The following is a 24,094-nucleotide window of genomic DNA, read 5'->3' on the forward strand; positions in this document are numbered from 1 at the left end:
AATTAAGGAATACTGAATGTACCGGCTGCTGTAAACTTTTCACGGAGCCTAGCGTTGTATAGGGGAAGGGGGCAGGACATGGCCAAAGAAACCATTCATCACTTTCTGCAGCAAGCCGGAACTTTGCTATACCGGTATTTGAGGAAACGCGGACTCGCCCGCGAGGATGCTGAAGATATCGTTCAGGACACCTGTTACAAATACTTAATCTATCAGGATGGTATCGGCCCGAAACAAGTCATGGGCTGGATGTTCCGTGTCGCCACCAATCAGTTCTATGATCTCAAACGTAAAGACAAACGCCATCCGGCGGTCGATGTTGACGATATCCAGCTTCTTTCTTTAACCCATCTGCCGGAGATCCAGCTGCTGAGGCGGGAAACCGCACAGAATATCCGCGACACCCTTGCTTTACTCTCTGAGCAGCATCAGGAGCTGCTGATTCTCAAATATGAGCTGAACCTTACTTACAAGGATCTGTCGTCCCTGTACGGTATGAATGAGAACACGCTCAAGACTCACGTCACACGCGCCAAAAACCAATTCATCAAACTTTATGGGGAGGACTATTAAATGGAACAGAATCATGAACAGGACCCGTTTATTTTCGGAGGGAAAGGCGCTCAGCAGATGATCAAAAAAGCCAGACTCCGCTCCACCCTGAAGACCATTGGCATCATTGTTATCGTAACCCCGGTTATTCTCGCCGTTATCTGGTATGGCCTCTACCACTTGAGACTGAATCAGGGCAGCAAGGTACAATCTGAGATTCTCTGGAAAAATGAAATCAGTGCACCCAATGTGCACATCAGCAACCAGTCGGTGAAATTAGATAGCTTTGGAGGCGAAACCTACAATCAGACTTACAAATGGCTGGGCAATAAACCTTATATCTGGCAGCCCATCGAGGAATCCTATAATCTGCTGGGCCACTCGACCGGAAGGTATGGGGCATTCGGAGCGATCTCTCTCCCTGAACAGCTGAGAACAGCGTCTACACACCGTTACAATTCTGCCACCGGGGACCGTGAAATGATCTTTTATCATCCGGAGATTGATTATGATTCCTATGAGGACAGCATCAGCCTGCTGAAGCAGCTGGGTGACGATACACTTGTGGAGATGGCGTTGTCTTTTGACCAGGCCTATACCTTGGATGAGACGCAGAAGCTTCTGCCTGCCGGGGTGCAGCCTGTCTGGTTATGGACGGATGCATATACTCCCTCTTATAAAAAATACCTGAAAGAAACGCGCCAGACCATCGCAGCCGATTCGATGATCATCTACGGATTTCATGGAGAGCAGTTTGCCCCCTACGGCGGTGTAAACTCCTTCATTAATAGTGTCGAACAGCTGCGGAAGCACGGCAAGAACTTCACCTGGGAAGCAGATCAGGTCCACGAGAGCCTGGCCGGGGATAATAATATTCTTGAACCGGATGATATCACAATCATTGGTGTAGTCGTAACCGGCACCGCTAAACAGCTGGAAGCTCTGCAGAATCAGGCTTATATCCAAGGATCAACCTTCGGCGTGGTCTCTGATTCCATTGTGCTTCCTAATTAAGCTGTCGTTACAAGGAATCTTTCCAGCCGGACGGGTGAATTGGACTTCTTCACTACAGATTGAGATAATTAAGCCGAATCCATCCAAGATCACTGCAGATCCATATAGCAAAGAAGGCAGCATCATGGGCAGCATGATATATGAGATGCCCGGACGACATACCGAAAGGACACAACTATGAACCTGTCAGCACTTTCCGACTCCCTAAAGCCGCTGAATCTGCGGAGCTGTCTGATCCAGCAGCAGGGCCGTCTGATCTTTGACCATTATAGAGATCAGCGCACTTCTTCCGAGATTGCCAAGATCAACTCCTGCACCAAAAGCATTCTCTCCGCGCTGGTCTGTATCGCGATGGACCAAGGCCTGCTTTCCGGTCCTTCGGCTCCTATCAGCGAATTCTTCCCGCAGCTCAGCCGCGACGCTGATACACGTAAACCGAAAATTACAATCGGACAGCTGTTAACCATGTCAGCCGGCTTCCGCTGGACCGAATTCGGCGGAGCGAATTCCTTCCCTAAGATGACCCGCTCCCCCCATTGGGTGAACTATGTACTGGAGCAGCCGCTCGCGGATGAACCGGGAACCCGGATGGAGTATAACTCGGGGATCTCGCAATTGCTGTCGTCGATTCTGGTACAGGCTTCAGGACAGAGCACTGCAAGCTTTGCCGAGCAGTATTTGTTCGGACCTCTTGGCATCAGGGAGTATCACTGGGAAACCGATCCCCAGGGCATCCATACGGGCGGCTTCGGGCTGAAGCTGCGGCCTGCTGACCTGCTGAAATTCGGACAGCTCTATCTGCAGCAGGGAGTATGGGAGAATTCGCAGATTATATCCGGCGAACGGGTCGCATGTTCGGCACAGCCGGCTCTGCCGGCTGAACCGCCCCGGCATGGGGGATACGGCTGGCACTGGTGGACTGATTCTTTATCTTCCGGTTCAAGAACGGTTGCCGATTATTACTATGCACGCGGGTACGCCGGGCAATTTGTGTATGTACTGCCGGAGCTTCAGGCTGTTGCCGTGGTGACCCAGGATAACAGACGCGGCAAAAACAACCCTCCGCCAGACGTCTTCCGCGAGTATATTGTACCGCAGCTTATGAATCCAAGCGGACTTTAGCAGCCTGCAAATAAGCCGTTTCTCCGGTGAATCCAAGCAGCTTCCCGCCTTCTTCCCGTACGCTGAAGAAATCCAAACAACTCCATTTCAGCCGCACTGGCGAAATGGAGTACCTTATGTATATACGCATAAATCCCCGCTGCCTGATTGCTTGAGGCACGGGGATTTATGTGTTAATTCCTGTATTCACTTCAATCTTTTCCTCCTGGTAACAAAGCCATATCCCTGACATGGTGATTGTTCAAATTTCATGTTTCCGTGTTGCCCGTTCGCTCCTGTCCGGAGTGTTGCTCCATGCCCTGCATATGGGGTGGATTCCCGCGTACACGATTTCACGAAAAACGTTTTCACGGACGTTTTTCCTGCTGTGAAGAATCGTTTTAGTACGCTTCGCTAACCTTTTTCAACGGAATCACGCTCTTTCTTCCGCAAGATTACTCTTGCTTGAATGAATAGCTTTGGTTCATCTTCAAAGATTTGCTCTTGGGTTCCCGCATACCCACGATCTGCCAGAAGATGTTATCATCCACCTTCTTGATCAGCAGCCGATTCCGGCACGCTTCGCTAACGCTAGTACATCGGGATTCTCTCCTTTCCTTCATTCATTGCTAAATTTAGGAATGAGGCAATCACCTGTAGTTACCACCTGTGGATTGTTGCTGTGGTTCCTTTGGTGATGTCTACATTATATACCGGAAACGATAAAATTTAAAACTTCAAAAACCTGCATATCCCGTCATAATCCCTGAAATTCCCTGCTATTTATAAGCAGAATGCCCATGCCTAACGATTACTCTTTTTAGTGATTATTTGCTCCTGCTTACTGGTTTCATGTCATGTATGCGTTATCATTGCAGATTGTCTAATGATTCTTGGGACCCCAAAGAAAGCCGGAAAGCCGCATTGCTGCCTGCTTACCGGCCGCTTCTTTTACATGGACAGACTGTGATTGTTCTTCCTGCGGGTCAATACAATCAGCAAATAGATACCAAATATTAAATAGAGAATATTCAGAATGGACACCATCAGAACCTCATGCTCCACATTGTCATTGCTGACCATCGCCAGTGCATCATAGATGAAATGGAAGCCGATCAGCGGAATAATATTGTTGCCTGCCTCAATCAGCAGTGCGAGGACGAAGCCCAGCAGCAGCGCATTGGCTACCTGGAGAAGTGTGCTTATGATATCTTTTCCGCCAAGCGCGTTGGCCATATGTAGAACACCAAAAAATACGGACGAGAAAACAATATAAAAAACAGGCCCTTTATGCTTCAGCTTATCTCTGATAATCCCTCTGAAGATTGATTCCTCCGTGTATCCCACCAGAAACGTCATGATTACGATACTGATCACCTCAGCCGCCGTCAGCTCCACGTTGATTCCACTCATAAGCGGCTGGGCCACTGCAAGAATCAGCATGGGTATGTAGAACAGCACAGGCCTGGCCTGCTTGGCCTCAAGCTTGCGGAAGCCGAAGCTTATAAGCGAGGAATCCTTTCTTTTCATATATACCGTAACGATAATAGCCATTACCAGAAAGGCACAGGCCTGGGCATTCCGGACCCCCATATCCCCGAACTCCTGAATGCTAGCTACTGCGGATGCTACGGATACGAGCAGGGTCAGGACAACCCCAAGCATCAGCGAGAATATAACCGGATGTCCTTTTGCAGCGGTGTTCTTCATTTGTTAGCTCCTTTATGTAATTGGTTTCATCATTGCCATTCAAGGACAATAATGGATTTATTGTAAACGATCGCTTGGAAATATACTACAATTTTCACTGCGGTTTTCATTCCTCTACTAGGCGAACACATGAATGGATTCATCCGCTGACTTGCCGTCTTCTACAACAATCTGTTTTTAATCAGCAGAACTGCTTCATCCAGCCCCATCTCACTTGTATCCACCGTATGTGAATGCATTCCTGCATAAGTTCTTATCCGTTCCAGACTCCGATTGATCTGCTCCTCCGTTCTATGATCTTCCTGCATCCGCTGCCTGAGTGCTGATTCCGAACATGTCAGTGTAATTACCTGAAGTTCAAATTCCAGATCTGCCAGCCTAGCGAGCAACCGGTCAATCATCTCTTTACGGTGAAGAACCCAACTGAAGATTACGTAATCGAACGACGTATTCGTTAAGAAGCTGTGCAGTAAGTAGTTAATGTTATTCTCAACCATAATGATATTTTCCTCATTCACAGTCCACGGCTGCATCATCCAGCACCAGTCTCCATCCAGCCATACGGACCGGTCCAGTGTCTTGCATAACAGTTTACATACTGAACTCTTGCCAACGCCCATTGTACCGTTTACGATGATGAGCTTTTTCATTACAATCTCTCCTTAAAATAACCGTATTGTCATATCCTACATTGTAATAGCTACTGCAATATATCACATCACTTTACCTAATATTCCAGTGGGAAATACGGCTGACGCATGCTATAATCTCTGAGTCCTATAGTGAGAATTGAACATAAGTATGGGGGTTGCAGGAGGTTTCGCTCAACATGAACAGTCCTATTAAAATCTTTAAAGTGACCGTACAGCTGGAGAAGGATGAATATGATGTCGATGTCAGTCATTGGAGACTGCTGGCGGAAACGAACCGCTACTATGAAATCAAACCCGAAAGCGGCCCTGTAAAGCGGATTTACAAAGAAAAATTGAATACGGTAGTGGATGATACCAAATCCTATACTGATGGATATCTGGCTTGTTCGGCATTCTGTATTGAAGACCGAATTCATGATATGCATATTGAAATGCTGCACAAGCTGCAAATGAAGGTCAAAGCCTATATGGATGAGCTGCAGCTGAATCAGCAGGCCATCGAGCTGCAGATCAAGAGCCCCAAGGCTGTTCCGCACAAGAAGTAACCCTATTCAGCTGGCGGCACGCAAAAAACCGGAAGAATCGCAGTGTGCTGCGGATCTTCCGGTTTTTTGTGTATCTGATTCAATTACAGCAATCCGGCGTTCTTCACGGCATGTTCCCAGCTCGGAAAATAATGCAGCGCACTGCGCATTAACTCCGGATCCTGCTGCTTGACCTGTTTCTTGTTTACGGTACCTCCACCAGACTGAAGCTGCTTGATCCGACTGATAACTTCATCTGAAGCCAGCGTAATATCCAACTCTCCACCCCTTTCTGGTACGTCTTTCCATATTTTTCACAATTATCGCGTGTTCTATACAAACCCTGCAGCAATGAAATTAATGGCTGACCAGATAGGAGGCATCCAGAATCAGTGCAACCCGCCCGTTCCCCAGAATTGTTGCCCCTGAGAGATGATTCATCGTCCCCAAATAAGCACCCAGCGACTTAATGACCACCTCCTGATTACCAATGATCTCATCGACGGCAAAGGCGGCAATCCGGTCCACAGACCGGACAATCACCAGCGGGATGGTCTTGGAGCTGCGCTCAGTCCGCGGGTAATGCAGCTTGTCTCGAAGCCAGGAGAGCGGCACAATGCGCCCGTGGTTAATAATCGCCTGTTCGCCTTGAACGATCTGAATGTCTTCGGGGGAGATCCGCACTATTTCTGCTACATTATACATAGGAAGGATCAGCACCCGGCCGGATACATTCACCAGCAGACCCTTAATGATAGCCAGTGTAAGCGGAAGGCGGATAGTGAACACAGTCCCTTGGCCCGGTACCGTTTCAATATCAATGATGCCGTTAAGCCGTCCAATCTGACTGCGTACGATATCCATCCCCACCCCCCGGCCCGACACCTCACTTACTTCGGCAGCCGTTGAGAAGCCGGGCTCAAAGATCAGATGGATGGCTTCTTGAGCCGTCAAGAACCCGGCCTGTTCTTCAGTGATGATGCCTTTGCTAAGTGCAGAGGCTTTGATTTTGCCGGCATCTATGCCCTGCCCGTCGTCCTCCAGGCGGATAACCACCTGATTCTCCTCATGAAAAGAGGTGAGCGTAATCATACCCTTGGGGGATTTCCCGCGTTCTGCGCGGACCTCCGGACTTTCAATCCCGTGATCGGTGCTGTTGCGGATCAAATGGATCAACGGATCACTCAGCTCTTCGATAATCATCCGGTCGAGCTCGGTCTCGCCTCCCTGGATCAGGAGTTCAATCTCCTTCCCCAGCTTGTGGGCCAGATCCCGGACCAGGCGAGGAAACCGGTTGAACAATTGATCCATCGGCAGCATCCGGGTCTTCATTACACCTTCCTGCAGCTCCTTGATAATAGTGCCCATATGATCCGACACTCCGCCTATACCCGGCAATACCTTAGCCGGATCATTCCGCTGGCCGGCTGCGCTCAGATCGGCCAGCGAGGTCTGCTCGATCAACAGCTCACCTACCAGATTCATCAGATGATCCAGGCGTTCCACGCTGACCCGTACCGTCGGCTGGGCACCGTTCCCCCGTTCCTTGTTCGGGGAAGACGGAGGCCCCGCCAGTGACGGTTCAACCGCCGCCGCTGCGCCAGTAACCGTTGCCGGACCGGGCACGAATGGAGTGATGGCAATACTCTGGACATCAGAATCACCCGCCAGCTGTTCTGATATCTGCTGAATTTCTTTGCCGGCAGCGGCCACTACAGCAAACCGGCTGTAACGCGAGTCTTCATCTGCTCCGGCGGCCGCCGCTGCCGGCAGCGCGACAGCAATGACCTTTCCGCATACATCTTCGATACGCTGCAGCAGCATATAATGCCGTGCCGCCTTCATCAGGCACTCCTCTTTGAGCGTTACCGCGAGGGACAGCAGCGAGTACCCGGCAGCCACGGCTTCTTCGGCCAGGAGCATCTCCGCCGGACTTAGGACGGGCAACCGGACCGGTTGTGGTTCAGCCGGCATATTAATCAATGCCTTGATCTCCGCAACGACGGCGCTGCAGTCGGCGTAATCCCCGCCGCTGATATATTGGGTGCGCAGCAGCTTCATGGCGTCGAGCGCCCGGAAGAGCGTATCAATCAGCTTTCCGGTAATCTCCGGTTTCTTCTCCCGGACCCATTCAAGGGCATATTCAACCTCATGCGTCAGATCGCTCATTTCACGGAAGCCCATGGTTGAGGCTGAGCCCTTGATCGTATGGGCTGCGCGGAATATCGTCTGGACCAGCTCAGGTGCCGGGGCATGCTCCAACGTGAGCAGAGATTGGTCGATCCGCTCCAATTGCTCATTCAGCTCTTCTATGAAAATATCGCGGTAGGCAGACAATTCCATCATCATTACTTGTTCCCCTTCCTAACCGCCTAATATTTCCTCGAGCTTGAGAATGCCAATCAGCTGATCATCCCGTTGGCCAATCCCGTGGAAGACTGCTTCGCGGCTGCGGTTATGCCCGCCCGCAGGAGGGTGGATCTCGACATACGTAGTCACTTTATTGACCTTATCCACAATGAGACCCACGAATTCCTCCCGGTAGTTGACCACAATAATTCTTGTATTCCGGGTGTACGGCTCATCCGCCATCCCCAGCAAATTGCGCAGGCTCATTACGCAGACCACTTTACCGCGCAGATTGACCACACCCTTCACTTCATTCCGGGTGAACGGGATATCTGTAATACTGAGCATTTTAATAATTTCATGAATTTCTTCGATACGGATCGCACAGGTTTCGGCTCCTACAGCAAGCTCGATATACTGTTCCTTCTGTAAGGATGACATGGCTTCACCTTCAGTCTGTAGAATTAATGAGTCTTGAACGCGGCAGCGGACTGGGCTAAATCCTCAGATAACAGGGCCAGAGCCTGGCAGGTAGCTGCCGTTTCCTCTGAAGCCGCTGCGGATTCCTCGCTGGAGGCGGCGATGGACTGTACCGAGCTCATCACCTCGGCTGCCTGGGCGGATTCCTCTTCACAGGCGGCAGCAATTTCATTAACTTTGAGTGAAGAATTATTAACCATACTGATAATCTGTTCAAAAGCCTGGCTGGTCATCGAAGACTGCTCCACGCTTTCTGCTACTGCCCGGACGCTTTGCTTCGTATTCTCCTGCATGGCCTTGATGATCTTCGTGATTTCCTTCGTGGCATCACTGCTGCGCTCGGCAAGCTTGCGGACCTCATCCGCCACCACTGCGAAGCCGCGGCCCTGCTCTCCGGCACGAGCAGCTTCAATCGCCGCATTCAAAGCCAGCAGATTGGTCTGCTCGGCAATATCATCAATCACTTCGATGATGTCTCCGATTTTGCCGGAATCCTCTTCGAGCTGTTTCATCTGGTGATTGACGGTCTGCATTCCCTGCAGCGAGGTCTCAACCACATATCCGCCTTCCCGGGCCGTGCGCACCGTCTCATTCGACAGCTCCGCCGCTTCCTCAGCACTGGAGGCTACGGAATCAATAGCCAGCGACAGCTCCTTGAACAGTTCGGTAATGTTCGTTGCCGCAGCAGACTGGTTCGTGCTGGTGCCGGCGATTTCCTGGGTACTTGCCGAGATTTGCTCGGAAGACGCAGCTACACTCTGTGAATTCATAACAATCCCGTTGATCAGGTCCTTCAGGTTATGAACCATCCGGTTCAGGGCAGCAGCCAGCTGGCCTACTTCATCCTTGGTGGAAATATCGGATTGCTGGGTCAGATCACCGTTCGCCACCTCTGAGGCCAGCCGCAGCATCTGCATAAGCGGTTTGGAGATGGATCTTGCGATCAGGTAACCTATAAGAATACTGATGATGACAGCAGCCGAGACAACTGAAATGGTGAGCACCAGCGCGGAGGAATAGGCCGATTGTGAGTGGCGGTTCGCTTCATCGGCCAGCTCCACGTTAAATTCGATCAGACCATCCAGGTTCTCAAGTACTTTCTCTCCCTGCATAGTCAATTGGGTGGTCAGGAATGTATTAAATTGAGCTGGATCATCCTGTTCAGCCAGAACAAGTGCTTCCTCAAACAGCTTCAGATAAAGCTCATACTCTTTGTCAAAATCGTTCAGCAGCTCTTTCTCCGTGACGGTCGTGGCCAGCGGACGGTAATTGTCCAACTTCTGGATCAGATCCTGCCGGGTGGATGCAATCTTGTCCTGATAACCGGCAATTTGGGTTGTATCCGTGGTGTTGCTCATATCGCGCATATATACCCGGATGACCTGATAATTGATTTTGGCCGCAGACAGATCTCTGACCGAAATCAGATTGTTGTTATACATGGCTTTCATATTCTGATTACTGCTGCTCAGCGAGAAAATGGAATACACCCCGAGTCCCGCCAGAATTAAAGAGACCACCATAAAAGCTGAGATAATTTTTGTTGCTGTTTTCATGTTTCCGAACCATTTCATGTGATTTCCCCCCGTGGTTAACTTCTTAGTGTCCATCCTGCCGTAATCCTGTTGTATTCTCCCATAACACTCTCCCATCAGCCGGACACATCAGCTATATTTCGACATTTTTCGTTAAATAGTTAATATAATTATTTTGCATTAATAATTTTTTAATTTATTTTCTGTAATGCGCTTCCACATTGTCTATATGTAACGGTTATCCAGCTGGCAGCGGTAGCCATATTCAGCTTGACAGAACATCAAAAAGAGTTATAAATAAACATAATTAGCAAATGGTACAATCCTACATATACACAACGAAAAGAGGACTGCCCATTGACAACAAAAGTACCTTTGGCTGAGAAAATGGTGTTCTCCGGCGGCTTGCTGGGCCAGAATATGCTGTACAGCTTCATGTCGATGTATATTCTGTTCTTCTACACGGATCTGCTGGGCATTCCGGCGACTACCGCAAGCGTCATACTGGTAGTAGCGAGCATCTTCGATGCTTGTCTTGATCCGCTGATGGGCATGATTACCGACAAAACACGCTCCAGGTGGGGCAAATTCAGGCCTTATCTGCTGTTCTCCCCCTTCCTGATTGCGCTGGCAACCATCGTCTGCTTCTGGGACTTCGGCGGTTCCTCTACGACGACGCTGGTAATCGCCACCGTATCGTATCTGCTCTGGGGTATGCTGTATACGGTCTGTGATACGCCACTTTGGGCCTTATCGTCCGTCATCTCTACAGATCCGGGTGAACGGACATTGTTCGTCACTTTAGGCAAAATCGGCGGAACCCTCGGTGCGGTCGTGATCACAGTCGGCGGCATCCAGCTGCTGCTGGCCTTCGGCGGTGAACGGAGCACGCAAGCTTATCTGTATTCTGCAATTATTATAGGAATCATTGCCGCTTTATCTATTTTGCTGACCGGAATTCTTACCAGGGAAAGAGTCGCCCCTTCACCCGTGAAGATCTCCTTCCGGCAAAATCTGCAAACGGTGTATAAAAACAAACCGCTGCTCACCCTGCTTGCCTCGCTGCTGATTATCAACCTGGTCAACGGCATCCGGCAGAGCATCCAGCTGTATTATGTGGTCTATGTCTGGGGAGATGCCGGTTATGCAACCCAGGTCGGGATTAGCCTTGTTGTAGGCATGCTGCTGGGCATGACGGCTACGCCGCCGCTTTTGCGCCGCTTCTCCAAGAAGAAGGTATTCATCCTATCCTGCATTCTGGGGAGCTTGTCCTGCATCCTGCCTTACCTTCTCGGTGACCACAATGTTATGACCACACTGGTGTTCTTCGCGGTCAGCTTCTTCTTCTCGGGCATGACAACCATTGTGAGCACGTCCATGCTGCTGGATACCATTGATTATTCGGAGTGGAAGCTGGGCTTCCGGGGCGAGGGGATTGTGTTCTCCACGAACACCTTTGTCACTAAATTCAGCGGGGCATTGTCACGGCTCATTATCGGTGCAAGTCTGGGCCTGCTCAGCTATGTAGAGAATCAGGAATCGACTCTAAGGCTTCAGCAGGGGCTCAGCTTCGTGATGTTTCTGCTGCCCGCGCTGTGTTTCCTGGCCGCAATTCTGCCGATTCTGTTCTACAATATCAGTGATAAGCAGAGGCTGCAGATGCTGAGTGATTTGGAGAATACCCGGTCCGTATAGAAAGGGACAAAAGCATTTATCTGATATAAGGAGTGATCATGAACATGGATATATCCACAATGGCAGCACTGATGTCCCCTCCCGATCTGATTGGCTGCCGCAGAATATTATGCGTACAGCCGCACCCGGATGATAATGAGGTGGGCATCGGCGGGACAATCGCCTCTTTGGCGGAGCGGGGCTGCGAGATTCATTATTTGACTGTGACGAACGGGGATCTTGGTGCGGTGGACGAGCATTTGTCTTCTGCCGAGATTGCAGCCGTCCGCGCACGTGAGCTGGAGGCCGCAGGGCGGTCGCTGGGTGCCACAGTGTTCCATCAGCTGGCCCACGGCGACGGCACCCTGGAGCATATTCCGGCGCTGGCAGAAGAGATTGCCGAGATCATCCGTACCGTGCAGCCGGATGTTATCCTCTGTCCTGATCCGTGGCTGAGCTATGAGGCACATTATGATCATATCGTTACAGGCAGAGCCGCAGCCCAGGCCTTCCTGTCGTCCGGGCTTCCGCTGTATCCCCGAGGGACAAGCACCCGCCCCTGGCAGCCGAAGGCCATTGGTTTCTATTTCACCTCGGAGCCTAATACGGTGATTGACATTACAGACCACTTCGAGCGGAAGTTCGCAGCCTTAGCCCTGCACAGAAGCCAATTCAGTGAGGAGACTCTGGCGATGTACCGGATCTATTTCCGCGAGAAAGGCCGCCAGCTCGCTGAAGGCAAAGACTTCGAGCTTGGTGAAGGCCTGAAGGTGCTGTCCCCGCTGCATCTGCATTGCTTCGTGGATGCCCGGCTGATCTAAAGTGTACTAACATAAAGAAGAGCAGCACTTCTCACCTTAACGGGAGAATTGCTGCTCTTCTTTGCGTGGAATCTATGAACTTTAGGCTTGTTTCAGGATCTCACTCCTTCTCCAAGGTGAATCTCAGCAGCCGGCTCAGCGCCGCAGGCAGTACGCTGACATGGCTCTCACCGGCGAATTCATTAAGACTCGTCTGCAGGCCATGCTCCGCCAGAGATGCCAGCCGTCCGGGAAGCTTCCCGGCATCCTCGACCATATGCTCCAGCTCGTCGGCACCGATCGTAATCAGCAGCTTACGCTTCAGACCCTTAGAAACGTATGCAGCCAAGAACTGCTCCAGTTCAGCCAGCAGGGCATAATCATTCCACCATACCGAAGGACTGCCAGCCGTATAATGGGTTACCAGCTCCGGACGCGTGAACAGTGCGTGCAGAACAAGCAGGCCGCCAAGGGAATGGCCGAACAGTGCCTGCCGCTGTGAGTCCACGGGGAACAGGCTTGCGATCATCGGCATAATCTCCTGCTGCAGAAGATCGAGGAATTCGTCTGCCCCTCCGCTCTCCGGCCACTGGCTGCCATCCGGCCGCTTGGGCAGCTGCTGCTCCTCAGCCGGCATGGTGAAATCATAGCAGCGGCGCTTCATGTCGAAGGGCTCTCCGGATGGATAGCCGATTCCGACTACTACCACGGGATCATAACCATGCGGTTTGCGGGTCTGCAGCCGTGCGGATTCGGCCAGGGTATGGAATACGGCATGACCATCCAGTGCATAGATGACCGGATACCCCTCCGGCGGGGCTTCTCCTGTTGGATGCGAGATCAGAATCCGGTACTCTTGGCGTCTTGCTCCAGCATAAATGACATGTTCCTCGCAGCCAAGATGCGGGTAGCTCCGTTCATTCGTTATAGTCATGGCGCGATGATCTCCAGAACATCGTCAATGACATTGCTGTAGGCAACGATACCGCCGCCCAGCCAATTACGGTCATCCACATCATAGACCCTGCCGGCCTGGACGGCAGGGATGCTTTTCCAGAGCGCGCTCTCTGTCAGTTCCTTATAGAAGGACTCACCGGTGTTGGCTGTATCGTTGGCCAGGAAGATGTAATCGGCATCGATCTGCGGCAAAACCTCAAGCGACAGCTCTACACTGTTCTCTGTAGCGACAAGATCGCTCTTGGTAATTCCCAGCTCTTCCGCCAGTACAAACCCGCCGTAAACACCGCCCATCAGGAACATCCCGCGCGAATTGAACCGGATAATCAGCGCCTTTTTGCCTTGAATATGCGGAGCCAGGGTTGTCTTGGCTTCCTCTACTTTCTTGCGGTAATCTGCAAGGCCTTTAGCCGCTTCCTCCTGCTTGCCGAGGAGATCACCCAATATTGTTACGGAGCTGTCCAGGTCACCTGCCGCTTGCTGAAAGACATAGGTGGGGGCAATTTTGGAGTATTGCTCATAGACACCATTCTCTGCATAGTAGGAGTTATGCAGCACAATGAGATCAGGCTGCATTGCCATGACAACCTCCGGCGAAGGCAAGCCGCTGGTGAAATCAACAAGCGGAACCCCGGCAAGCCGATCCTGAAGATACTGCTGTCCCTGGCCTTTATTGGACCACTGTCCCACCGGCTTGACGCCGAGCACTATCAGAGAGTCTTCCATATATGGAGCAAATACTTTCGTTGGAGCAGTGTTTAATGTAACCTCATGTCCCAGTTCGTCCTGAACCACTAGCGGATAGCTGGTTGCCTCTGCAGCTTCAGCCACTGCCGGCTCCACTTCAGGAGACGGTGACGGTGTCGCTTCTGCGGCGTTTGCCTGAGCGGCTCCATTCCCGGTCCCGCTGTCAGCCGCCGAATTGTTGTTGCCGCAGCCCGCCAGCAGCATAATCACGAATATTAGCACTAAAATCGCCGGGATTCCTGACTTCCTTCTCTTGGTTGAATTGACCTTATGATCTTGCATGTTTATCTCCCCCTAGTGATAATCATTCTCATTACTAGGGATTATAGAGGATAAACAGAAGGGTAACCATGGACTGTATCCTGTTCCGGGCTTGGACTATTTCCTGTAAACATCAGAACGGCCTCCTCCAGCATCCGGTCCAGTGCTACCGCCGAGTACTCGAACCAGGGATCTGAGGGGAGCAGGTCCAGTTTGCCTGACTGTACTGCCGGCAGATTACGCCAGCTCTCACTGTGCTGCAGGGACAGCCAATGCCGCCTCGTGGCAAAATCAGGACAGATGATCAGCATTAGCCGCTGCGGATTCAATAAGCTGACTTCCGCAAGCGAAATCGGCTCATTATACAGCGTACCGGAGTCGGTATATGCCGGCTTCAAGGCAAGTTCGCCATAGATCACATCACGGATTCCCCTGTTGCAGTAAGCATGCAATTGATCTTCGTAAAGGCGGGGCACCATACAGCTCTCCTCACCCGCGGCGGCGGCCACCTGCTCTCTGGCATGGCGAGCTTTGTATTCAAAGCGCTGCAGCCACAGTCCGCACTGACATTCCCTGCCGAGAAAGGCAGCGATCTCCCGGAGCTGGACATCCCAGCGGTCCTGTTCCCGGGGGATGAAGAGGTTCTGGCTATTGCGCTGCAGATGCTCCTCCCATGCCGAATCCCAGGCATCGTGGCCGATAATTGCCTCCGTCCGGGCATTGATCAGCTTAGCCCGCTCAAGCTCCTGGTCCATCAGGTCTACCCTAAGATGTGTTTCAATCCGGTCGTAATACTTGTTGAAATAATAGGAAGTCCATTTGGAATCCAGCGGAGCGGCCACCGGGATGATATCCAGGGCCAGCAGTTGCCCGATCGCAGCTGCAGAGCAGGCGGCAACCCGCCGTTTATGTTGACGGATGTACGACGAAGGAGGAACTCCGGTTTCCTTTTTGAATTTGCGGCTGAAATAGAATTCATCGCTGTAGCCGACTTTATGTGCGATCTCACGGAGCAGATAATCCGACTCCTGCAAGTATTGCTTGGCCCGGCTGATTCTCAGCTCTGTCAGATAGTCCATCGTGCTCTGTCCGAACGTTTTTTTGAACAATTCGCCAAAATACTTCGGCCGCAGTCCGGCCATACCTGCCAGCTGATCAATGGACAGCGGTTCATGATAATGCTCCGCTATGTATTCCCGGACAGCCGCCAGGTTAAACCACCCGCCTTCCGGATGAAGACTGCCCTCCAGCAGCTGTTCCCGCTCCATACGTATTCCTCCGTTCTTATATAGTGTCATATTGTAATGCAGACCGCAGCAAATGCGGCTGGCTGCAGAATATCAGCTCTACAGCGATAATGATAATCATTATCTGTGAAAAACTCAATAAAAAAGAACGCCACCGGGTACTCTTCTCTGGATTGATGTCAAAAATCAATAAAATTCTAGACTGAAAAATAAAGTGTTAGATTCACAAGACTTCATTAAACTAAAGGGCAGGATAGCTTAATCTTAATTAATTGAATATTCGTTAGTAAACCGCCATGTGCGAGTCTTCTTTTCAGTCAAACGGGCTGCCTCCACCTATGCGTAATTAATAAGATGCTCCTGCCTAAAAACCCGGCTTTCTGCAATGAGATTTCTATCTGAACAGGCCTTGCTGATGGAGTGTCTTGGTAAAGTGATATTGCTTCATAGATGTGTCATGCTGGCTGTGGAATGTCGGTGATTCGGATGACTAAAGCGCTGCTGCATCAAAGCGGATTAGCGCCTCTAAACAGTATGCTACGAAGAATGAAATATGTCGCTGTTAGGTATTTTCAAAAAATGTCATCTTATATTCCTTAATAATAGTGAAATAATGTCGATAATATTATGTAGTCCAATGGGAGAGGGGAAAACAATGCAAGTTTATAAGGGGCAAACCCTATTGAATCCTACTCCGGTTATGAAGTCCGCTACTGTAAAAGGACGGTACGTTTCTTATGGATGTTGGTCAAGAAGAGTTCAAGTTGATCCACCGGTTGATCATTCAGTGTTATGAAAGTAGTTTTGACTGCGATAGATCGGTCCGTGGGCAGAGTGAATCATCAAAAGCCTACTTCATCATAAGTAGCATCAATTTAAAAAGGAAAGTTGAGGTTTTCGTGTGAAAAAGAAGTTAATCAGTTTCATGGTTGCTGCTCTGGTTTTTGCAAATGTTGGTGGAGTGGTGGCTGCTAAGAATTATGAATCCCTGCCACAAGCGGTTTGGACTCAAACACCGAATGAAGATTACATACCGATTCAACCAGAGAGTTTTTATGTGCCAGGAAAAGAAACGCTGTACTTACATGTTGGAGAACAAAGATTCTCTGAGACAAAAGTTTGGTCACCCGATACACTTCGAGCCGTAGATCCCAAAACAGGAAAGGTTAAATGGGTATTCTCGTTTGCAAAGGCAGGATACGGATGGCCAAGTACAGAATATCCTTTTGCTTATGCACCAGACGGTACGGTATACGCCTATTTCTCGTTTCCAGGAGTTCTTTATTCTGTGAGCCCTGCAGGGAAGGAAAATTGGAGTAAGCTCGTAGGACAAGATTTAGGGGCATTTGACGGCAAGTTATATCGCATGAGTGACGGAAACTTAATTATTGCAGGTCAGAAATCGAATAAAATCGGTGCAGAAACGGTACAACTACTATCTTTCGATAAAAATGGTAAGCAGAAAGCAAGTAAGGTGGTATCCGGAAAGTTAACTACTGTGTCGAAGAACCAAATCGCCATAGAGATGTTAAAAAAGCAGGGCAATGCTCAAAAAGTTGAAGTGTACAACTCTTCCTTACAGCGCTCATTCCAATACACATTCCCAAAGGGAGCAGGAGTCAACTTTTATACTGCTTTTGCACTCGATGATGGTACTTTTGTGTTTTCAGTACATCAAGCAAACACGCATAAACTTATAGCTTTATCTCCAAAAGGTTCCGCTATCTGGGGAAGAACAATCGATCAACTTGGGTTTGCTTTCCAAGCTGGGGATGATTATATGGTGTTTAATCCCAAAACCAAAAAATTAAGTTTGTTCAATCAGAAGGGTTTAGTAAAGGATAGAGTACTATCGAATTTTAATATGCCTGAGGGAGACGGTCTGCCAACAGCAAAGAAAACGGTAGAAGGAGACCTATATGTAGATTTGCTTACCACCCAGTATATTTTAGATGTAAAAACTTTGGCCTCTATTCACGAATTTAATCGAATAAAAGGGTCTATATTGGACTACCGTGAGAATAGTGTCTTAGTATACGACTGGAATGAGAATAGGATCTCAAAGCATTTATTGAAATAAGTTTTTAACAAATTGGACATAATTTTCAAGCCGCTTTCAGAATATTTATCTGTTAGCGGCTTTTTTGGTGAACTATGAGAGTTATAGGGCGGCGAACACTGTCGGGTGTCTAACGGAAACAAAGTTCTTGACTGAAAAATAAACTCCGTAAAATAAAGTTGTAGACTGAGGTATTAGACTTACAATGCCTCATTAATCTAACGGGAAACGTTAGCTCAATAACGTAACAATAAACCACACCTGCATTGAAATAGTCATACCGTGGTTCTAGTAAATCCGCTAATATAATGCCAAGATTATCGTGCACCCTATAAAATGGGAAATGAGCGGAGATGAAATTTATGATTAGAGTTGCAAAACTGGAGGATAGGAAAGATATATCCAAACTTTTGACGCAATTAGGTTACCCGGATACCGAATTTTTTATTAAAGAGAACATGGAAAGACTTCTAGCTGACCCCAACGATGAATTAATGGTATATGAAGATGAAGGACGTATTATTGCCTGTATTTCCATTCATTATATACCTCAGTTAGGAATTAGAGGTGATATCGCTTCTATTAGTTACCTTGTTGTAGACTCCTCAATTAGAAGTAAAGGAATTGGAAAGGAATTAGAGGAATTTGCCTCTGCCTCTGCCAGAAAAAGGGGATGTGACCGTATCCAAGTTCATTGTCATTCCAGAAGAATAGATGCTCATAAATTTTATGAGAGACAAGGCTTTAAGGAGGCTCCTAAGTACTTTTCAAAAATGTTAAACAAATGACGGACTAAACTCTCACTAGCCTTTATTGAAACGAAAGCAAGCATATTAATATTTAACTAACGGGAAACGTTTATTTAACAACAACAGCGGCAGTCTAAGACTTTATTTATCAAGTCTTAGACTGCCGCTGCTTCTTTTGATTGATCGGTTAAAAACTTATTTTTCAAAAGCTAACGATTCATCAGTTCAAGTTATTCTGCTGAATCTGCCCGCTGCTTCTTTTGATTGATCGGTTAAAAACTTATTTTTCAAAAGCTAACGATTCATCAGTTCAAGTTATTCTGCTGAATCTGTTATTCACTCGGCCAACCGGTAATAAGGGATGTACAGCGACGGCTTGAAGCCCAGCTTCTGAGCCAGTCTGTAAGAACCCTCATTCTCCTGACGGCAGCCCCACACCGGCTCCAGCCCGTGCTCCAGGCAGTAATCAATCAGTGCAGCACATACGGAGAAGGCAAAATGCTTCCCCCGGTGGCCCGCTGCCGATTCAATCCCAATCTCCAGCTGATCCGCTGTACGGTACGCCGAGAACGCACTCGAGGCGCTCTCCCCCTCCCAGAGCAGGGTGTATCCTATGCCTGTACTTAGGAAATGCTCTGCATCTCTCCAGAAATAGCGCGGAATCACAGCACCTGATTGCCCGTCAAACAGCCCGGCAGTCATCTGAACAATTACTGCATCCTGCCGGAACCATTGCTCCTTCGCACTGTGGTAGACTTCCGGGTCAAAGGTGAAATTCACTCTGGTATGGGTGTACATCCTCCGTGTATCAGCCATTTCAGGACCGGGCTCGACCGCATTTAACAGTGCGTTATGCTCAGTAATTATTGACTCCACCAGCGGAGACCAGCCTCCTGCCGGATCACCCTGCAGCCATTCCGGGGACTGCCTGTCCCCTGACTTGTTGGTAATATAATCATATAAGCTCCGGTTAAACACCTCATTGCCCGAATCCCCATAGACCAGTGACATCCCATAATCATGAGCCACATAAAAGGTGCGGGGGTTCTGCACATTATCCACATAAACAGTGCCGGTAGTCTGGCCCTTGAGCACTGCTTCGGCGAACAGGGTGTTGATCTTCACTTGGCTTAACAGCGGCAGAGCCAGGGCATAGTCACGGCTATCCAGCTTCAGCATCATTTTCTCCTCTTTTCTCAGGATTGATTATATGTATTGTACAGCCAGCGGAAATTCCACTCAAAGATATGGGAGCCCTCCCATGTATCAAACGGTGCCGGAATCCCCTTGGCGAGCCAGAAATCCGCGCTCTCCCCGCTCCGGACAGCCGCTGCGGCAAACGCCTGAATCTCTTGGAGATAACTTAACATTTCAGCGATGCTCTCACGCCCGGCAACCCCTCCATGACCGGGAATCAGCCGGGTGAAATCCATCTCCAGGCCAATCCGCTCCACAATACCGGCCCAGGCTTCAGGGAAACCATGCAGCATGGCCGGATGAGATTGGCTCAGCACCAGATCCCCGGCGATCAGCACCTTCACGTCAGCAATATATACCATGGCATCGCTGCAGGTATGCCCGCCGCCATAGGTGAACAGCTGTATGGACCGCTCTGACCCGTGAATATCAAGCGTATCCTTGAATGTCACAGCAGCTGTTACTCTGCGGATCGCAGGCGTTGCCTCCAGCAGGGCCTGCTTTTCCGATATTTCATATCCCAGCGCTGCCTGCAGGCGGGTGTCCGCAGCAGTACTATGAGCCTCCTGCAGCGCTGCAATCTGCTTCTGCAGCCCTTCCTGCCATTCCCCAAGCTCAGGCGGACCCGTCGTTGTCAGCACTTCACGGGTAAGCTCTGTGGAAATGATAAGACTATCCGCAAATTCCTGATTCCCGTAATGATGATCCCCGTGATAATGGGTATTCACTATGTATTGGACCGGGTTCCCTGTCAGCTGCTCAGCCGTCTCCCGCAGGAGCTTCGCTGCCCCGGGCAGGCTGAAGGTATCCACCACGACTGTGGTATCCCCAAGATCTATAATCGAGGCATTGCCTACCGCTCCCCGGCCCGGAGTTACAATTGCCGCCCATACTCCATGTGCTACTTCCTCTAGCGTGAACATACATATCCTCCCATTTATATTTTTACTTATTATACCTTAATATGGCATGCACTTACTGACTAATTATTTGCAGGGAAAAACAGGAGTAAAAACAGATCATTGTCCCCGGAAATCGTATGTTATAATACATTCAATGTAATTCTATAGCCTTCATTCTGATTCGACCTGAAAGGAAACGATCTATGATTATTCCAGCACCTGAAGTGAACTTCACAGCTTCCCCTTTTTATAATCCCAGTCTCAAAAATGTAGTTATTCTGGCCACCGGCGGCACCATTGCCGGCAGCGGCGAAGCGCATAAAACCTTGAACTACGAACCCGGTGCTCTGCCCGTGCAGGATCTGCTGGATAGTGTGCCCCATCTGGAACGGCTTGCCAATTGTGCCGGCGTGCAGGTCAGCAATCTGTGCAGTGCAGATATTACCAGCGAACACTGGCTTACACTGGCTGCGTACATCAATACACTCGCCCTCCGGGAGGATGTGCACGGCTTCGTAATTACCCACGGCACCGACACCCTGGATGAGACCTCCTATTTCCTGAACCTGGTGATCAAGACCGACAAACCGGTGATCATTACCGGCTCCATGCGCCCGGCTACCGCCATCAGTGCCGACGGACCACTGAATCTGTATCAGTCCGTTGCGCTGGCAGCGAATCCGGATGCATCCGGACAGGGCGTTATGGTTGTCTTCGCCGAGGGCATCTACAGCGGGCGGGATGTGCAGAAGGTGAATACCTTCAAGGCCAATGCCTTCGATGAGCGTGATTTCGGCTGCCTGGGCTACATGCGCGACAGTCATGCCTTCTTCTATACCCGGACGCTCAAAAGACATACGACTGCTTCACAATTCGATGTATCGGCCATGACCGGACTGCCGGAAGTATCCGTAGCCTACTTCCATGTCGACGCCGATCCCGGCATCCTGGATTATCTCGCCACGATCTCCAAGGGCATTGTGATTGCCGGAGCAGGCGGAGGCATCTACAGCAAGCCGTGGATAGATAAAGTCGGCGAGCTTAAGAACAATAACATCCCTGTGGTCCGCTGCTCGCGGATCTCAAGCGGGATCACGCTCAAGGACTCCTACATTGACCTGTCCGCCAATTCCATTCCCTGCAACAGTCTGGTGCCGCAAAAAGCACGAATCCTGCTCTCTCTGGCGCTGACACAAACAACCGGCTACGACGAAATTGCCGCAATGTTCAACGAATATTAAAACATTAGATATCACTCTAAGGGGTGTCCCGTAAGCCTTATAATGGCTTCCGGGACACCCCCTTTTTTTTGAGTAAGATCAACGTGTGCACTTGAATGGACGCTCCGCGAATGGAACATTGTTTGGGTATTTGTCTCTACTCATTAGAAATCTGCTTTTGAGTTAGCCCCTGTCAGCCCGCTGCGGATGGAAATTCAAACGTGAGGACGGCACCGCCTTCCGGGCAGTTCCGGGCGGTAATCTTACCGCCGCAGCGCTCCACGATGGCGCGCGAGATGGCCAGACCCAGCCCGGAATCACCATTTTTCCCTTTGACGAACCTGTGAAACAGACTGGGCAGCAGCTCCTGCGGAATGCCGGGGCCGTCATCCGAAACCGTTAATGTAATCAGCCCCTTGCCTACATAGCCATGGATATCAATCTTCCTGTCCGCATATCGTGCAGCATTGGATAATACGTTCAGCAGTGCCTGCAGCAGCTTATCACGGTCAGCCCTCAGCATCAGCCCGCTGTCTCCGGAGATTTCAGTCTTGAGCGACAGCTTTCTTGCAGCCAGCTGCGGATTGATCCGTTCTACCGCCTCTGAGAGCAGCTCTTCCAGATCGCATTCTACCGCCCGGAATATATCCTCTTCGCTGTCCAGCTTGGCCAGCAGCGTCATTTCGCCCACCAGGTCCCGCAGCCGTCCGCTCTCGCCCAGGATAATATCCAGCCCTCTACGGACATCCTCACCTTCAAATATCCCGTCCCTGATGCCCTCCGCATAACCGGATATCGACATCAGCGGTGATTTCAGCTCATGCGAGGCATTCTGGAAGAATTGCTTCTGTACCCGGTTGAACCTGTGTAATTCCCCGGCCATTTCGTATACGGTCTGGGCCACAGAACCGATCTCCCCACCCGCCCGGATCAGATTCACCTCGGCAAACCGGCGGTTTTTCACTTTTTTGAGTTCCCCGCGCAGGCTGATCAGCGGATCAATCAGCTTCCTCGTGATAAACAGGCTGAACAGGAACATCACGGCTGCACCGGCGGCAAAGACAAGAATCAGACGTTTGAGCAGTGCCTGCTCGATCGCTTTGATTCTGCTGACAGGGGTCAGCAGAGTCAGCTTGCCTTGGGGAAGCGCATTTACCTGCACCAGATAGCGCGGGTCGCTGCCGTCCCATAAGCTCTGCAGGCTGCCTGTCTCTAATGCCGCTATGCCGGTAACCGCCTGCGCCTGTCCCGGCGCCAGTCCGGGTACAGCCGGGAGGGTTCCCGACACCACATTCCCCTGCTGATCCGTTACAATGGCCTGTACTCCGCTGGAAAGCGTAGCATATTGAACCGGGAACAACTCATTTTCTTCAATTGGGACTGCACTTATTGCTGCGGCGGGCAGCTGCTGCATGCTGGCGGTCAGTGTAGCGCCTAGCGTCCGCAATCCCTCCTGTTCCTTACCGATGAAATGATCCATCAGTACCAAATGAATCATCACTCCCGTGATGGACAGGACAAGCAGCAGAGACAATCCGAAGGCGAAGTTGATCTGATGCACCAGCTTCAGCTTCTTCATCTGCCCGTTTAGCTTCATACGCATATTCATCAGTCCTGCCCTTCTCTCATCCGGTAGCCATGTCCCCAGACCGATTCCAGCGGTAAGCCGTCCATTTTTTTGCGGATGCGTTTGATCAGATGGTCCACTGCGCGGTCACTGCCGAAGTAATCATCACCCCAGACATAACCCAGCAGCTCTTCCCGCGTAAACGCCCGGTTCGGATGTCCGGCAAACACCTTCAGCATCAGGAACTCCTTACTCGTCAGCTCCACCTCTGATCCGTGCCAGAAGGACCTCCTTTCTTCCAGAAGCAGCAGCAGTCCGCCCAGCTCTATGCCTGTAGGGGGAGGCAGCTCAGCTGCGGGCAGAGGCTGATGGAGCCGTTCCCACCTTTCCAGTTGCCGTTTGATCCGGGCCACCAGCTCAGGGGGACTGAACGGCTTGACCAGATAATCGTCACTGCCCAGCTCAAGACCCAGTATTTTATCGACTTCATCATCTTTGGCTGAGATCATAATGATCGGCACCTCTGCTTCATCACGGATGCGCCTGCATAGTTCATACCCGTCCATCCCCGGAAGCATGATATCGAGCACCCACATGCCGGGAGGATCGCTTGTCCACAGGGCCCAGGCTTCTTCGGCACTTCCCAGGCCAATGGTGCGGAAATTCTCCTTATGTAAATAAGCCTCGACCAGCTTGCGTATATTCTCGTCATCGTCCACAACGGCAATGACCGTTTGATTGTTCATCCGGAACCCTCCACAGTTTTGTCTGCTCCATTATAACAAGCTGCCGGAGG

At 50.3% G+C, this 24,094-nt stretch carries 22 protein-coding genes; 9 read left to right on the plus strand and 13 right to left on the minus strand.

What is annotated here, in order from left to right; all coding sequences use genetic code 11:
- Positions 1-78 precede the first annotated feature (78 nt).
- The 3 genes from QW71_RS04545 (at position 79) to QW71_RS04555 (ending at position 2,688) form a co-directional block, all read left to right on the plus strand.
- A complete protein-coding gene (locus tag QW71_RS04545; protein ID WP_039293888.1) occupies positions 79-573 on the plus strand; it encodes an RNA polymerase sigma factor in 495 nt (164 codons plus the stop codon).
- Complete coding sequence (locus QW71_RS04550; RefSeq protein WP_039293891.1) at positions 574-1,566, plus strand: anti sigma factor C-terminal domain-containing protein; 993 nt, start codon at positions 574-576, stop codon at positions 1,564-1,566. It begins immediately after the preceding gene.
- A 177-nt stretch (positions 1,567-1,743) separates the two neighbouring features.
- Positions 1,744-2,688, plus strand: coding sequence for a serine hydrolase (locus QW71_RS04555; protein ID WP_039293894.1), 945 nt, complete (start codon positions 1,744-1,746; stop codon positions 2,686-2,688).
- A 930-nt stretch (positions 2,689-3,618) separates the two neighbouring features.
- Here the strand turns inward: QW71_RS04555 and QW71_RS04560 are convergent.
- Entirely contained in the window at positions 3,619-4,377 is a 759-nt protein-coding gene (locus QW71_RS04560) for a CPBP family intramembrane glutamic endopeptidase (protein ID WP_039293896.1), read from the minus strand.
- Positions 4,378-4,538: 161 nt separating this feature from the next.
- On the minus strand, positions 4,539-5,027 hold the full coding sequence (locus tag QW71_RS04565; RefSeq protein ID WP_039293899.1) for an AAA family ATPase: 489 nt from the start codon (positions 5,025-5,027) through the stop codon (positions 4,539-4,541).
- Between the two features lie 179 nt (positions 5,028-5,206).
- On the opposite strand from QW71_RS04565, the gene QW71_RS04570 reads away from it, so the two are divergent.
- Positions 5,207-5,575: a hypothetical protein gene (locus QW71_RS04570; RefSeq protein WP_039293902.1), complete on the plus strand. Its 369-nt coding sequence runs from the start codon at positions 5,207-5,209 to the stop codon at positions 5,573-5,575.
- Positions 5,576-5,658: 83 nt separating this feature from the next.
- Here QW71_RS04570 and QW71_RS40875 read toward each other — a convergent pair whose 3' ends face one another.
- The 4 genes from QW71_RS40875 to QW71_RS04585 all read right to left on the minus strand — a co-directional run bounded on the left by QW71_RS40875 (position 5,659) and on the right by QW71_RS04585 (position 9,957).
- Positions 5,659-5,832, minus strand: coding sequence for a hypothetical protein (locus tag QW71_RS40875; protein ID WP_171716245.1), 174 nt, complete (start codon positions 5,830-5,832; stop codon positions 5,659-5,661).
- A 79-nt stretch (positions 5,833-5,911) separates the two neighbouring features.
- Complete coding sequence (locus tag QW71_RS04575; protein WP_235441390.1) at positions 5,912-7,903, minus strand: chemotaxis protein CheA; 1,992 nt, start codon at positions 7,901-7,903, stop codon at positions 5,912-5,914.
- 15 nt (positions 7,904-7,918) lie between these two features.
- Entirely contained in the window at positions 7,919-8,344 is a 426-nt protein-coding gene (locus tag QW71_RS04580; RefSeq protein ID WP_039293905.1) for a chemotaxis protein CheW, read from the minus strand.
- 23 nt (positions 8,345-8,367) lie between these two features.
- Positions 8,368-9,957: a methyl-accepting chemotaxis protein gene (locus QW71_RS04585; RefSeq protein WP_039293908.1), complete on the minus strand. Its 1,590-nt coding sequence runs from the start codon at positions 9,955-9,957 to the stop codon at positions 8,368-8,370.
- Between the two features lie 318 nt (positions 9,958-10,275).
- On the opposite strand from QW71_RS04585, the gene QW71_RS04590 reads away from it, so the two are divergent.
- Together QW71_RS04590 and QW71_RS04595 are read left to right on the plus strand one after the other, a co-directional pair.
- Complete coding sequence (locus QW71_RS04590) at positions 10,276-11,613, plus strand: MFS transporter (RefSeq protein ID WP_039293910.1); 1,338 nt, start codon at positions 10,276-10,278, stop codon at positions 11,611-11,613.
- Between the two features lie 44 nt (positions 11,614-11,657).
- The gene (locus QW71_RS04595; RefSeq protein ID WP_039293912.1) at positions 11,658-12,413 is read left to right on the plus strand and encodes a PIG-L deacetylase family protein; all 756 of its coding nucleotides are present in this window, start codon (positions 11,658-11,660) and stop codon (positions 12,411-12,413) included.
- A 100-nt stretch (positions 12,414-12,513) separates the two neighbouring features.
- Here the strand turns inward: QW71_RS04595 and QW71_RS04600 are convergent, their stop codons facing one another.
- Genes QW71_RS04600 through QW71_RS04610 form a run of 3 tightly spaced genes read right to left on the minus strand, consistent with a single transcriptional unit; the run spans position 12,514 to position 15,625 of the window.
- Entirely contained in the window at positions 12,514-13,326 is an 813-nt protein-coding gene (locus QW71_RS04600; protein WP_039293914.1) for an alpha/beta hydrolase, read from the minus strand.
- Positions 13,323-14,378 (minus strand): ABC transporter substrate-binding protein, encoded by a 1,056-nt coding sequence (locus tag QW71_RS04605; protein WP_039293917.1) that lies wholly within the window; start codon positions 14,376-14,378, stop codon positions 13,323-13,325. Before QW71_RS04605 ends, QW71_RS04600 begins: the two co-directional genes overlap by 4 nt.
- A 41-nt stretch (positions 14,379-14,419) precedes the next feature.
- The gene (locus QW71_RS04610; RefSeq protein ID WP_039293919.1) at positions 14,420-15,625 is read right to left on the minus strand and encodes a helix-turn-helix domain-containing protein; all 1,206 of its coding nucleotides are present in this window, start codon (positions 15,623-15,625) and stop codon (positions 14,420-14,422) included.
- A gap of 880 nt (positions 15,626-16,505) precedes the next feature.
- On the opposite strand from QW71_RS04610, the gene QW71_RS04615 reads away from it, so the two are divergent.
- Together QW71_RS04615 and QW71_RS04620 are read left to right on the plus strand one after the other, a co-directional pair.
- Positions 16,506-17,684, plus strand: coding sequence for a hypothetical protein (locus QW71_RS04615; protein ID WP_039293922.1), 1,179 nt, complete (start codon positions 16,506-16,508; stop codon positions 17,682-17,684).
- Positions 17,685-18,025: 341 nt separating this feature from the next.
- The gene (locus tag QW71_RS04620) at positions 18,026-18,451 is read left to right on the plus strand and encodes a GNAT family N-acetyltransferase (RefSeq protein ID WP_047013621.1); all 426 of its coding nucleotides are present in this window, start codon (positions 18,026-18,028) and stop codon (positions 18,449-18,451) included.
- A 297-nt stretch (positions 18,452-18,748) separates the two neighbouring features.
- Here the strand turns inward: QW71_RS04620 and QW71_RS04625 are convergent, their stop codons facing one another.
- Positions 18,749-19,594, minus strand: a complete 846-nt coding sequence (locus QW71_RS04625) for a GNAT family N-acetyltransferase (RefSeq protein WP_083442430.1) — start codon at positions 19,592-19,594, stop codon at positions 18,749-18,751.
- Between the two features lie 14 nt (positions 19,595-19,608).
- Positions 19,609-20,532: an MBL fold metallo-hydrolase gene (locus QW71_RS04630; protein ID WP_052769892.1), complete on the minus strand. Its 924-nt coding sequence runs from the start codon at positions 20,530-20,532 to the stop codon at positions 19,609-19,611.
- A gap of 182 nt (positions 20,533-20,714) precedes the next feature.
- Between QW71_RS04630 and QW71_RS04635 the strand changes: the two genes are divergently transcribed.
- The gene (locus tag QW71_RS04635) at positions 20,715-21,752 is read left to right on the plus strand and encodes an asparaginase (RefSeq protein ID WP_042138440.1); all 1,038 of its coding nucleotides are present in this window, start codon (positions 20,715-20,717) and stop codon (positions 21,750-21,752) included.
- A 172-nt stretch (positions 21,753-21,924) separates the two neighbouring features.
- On the opposite strand, the gene QW71_RS04640 is transcribed toward QW71_RS04635, so the two are convergent.
- Both QW71_RS04640 and QW71_RS04645 read right to left on the minus strand, forming a co-directional pair.
- Positions 21,925-23,340, minus strand: a complete 1,416-nt coding sequence (locus tag QW71_RS04640; protein WP_235441391.1) for a cell wall metabolism sensor histidine kinase WalK — start codon at positions 23,338-23,340, stop codon at positions 21,925-21,927.
- The gene (locus tag QW71_RS04645) at positions 23,340-24,044 is read right to left on the minus strand and encodes a response regulator transcription factor (RefSeq protein ID WP_039293929.1); all 705 of its coding nucleotides are present in this window, start codon (positions 24,042-24,044) and stop codon (positions 23,340-23,342) included. The genes QW71_RS04640 and QW71_RS04645 overlap by 1 nt, the downstream gene beginning before the upstream one ends.
- Positions 24,045-24,094: the final 50 nt, after the last annotated feature.

The organism is Paenibacillus sp. IHB B 3415 (assembly GCF_000802655.2).
GTDB classification, from domain to species: domain Bacteria; phylum Bacillota; class Bacilli; order Paenibacillales; family Paenibacillaceae; genus Paenibacillus_AQ; species Paenibacillus_AQ phytohabitans.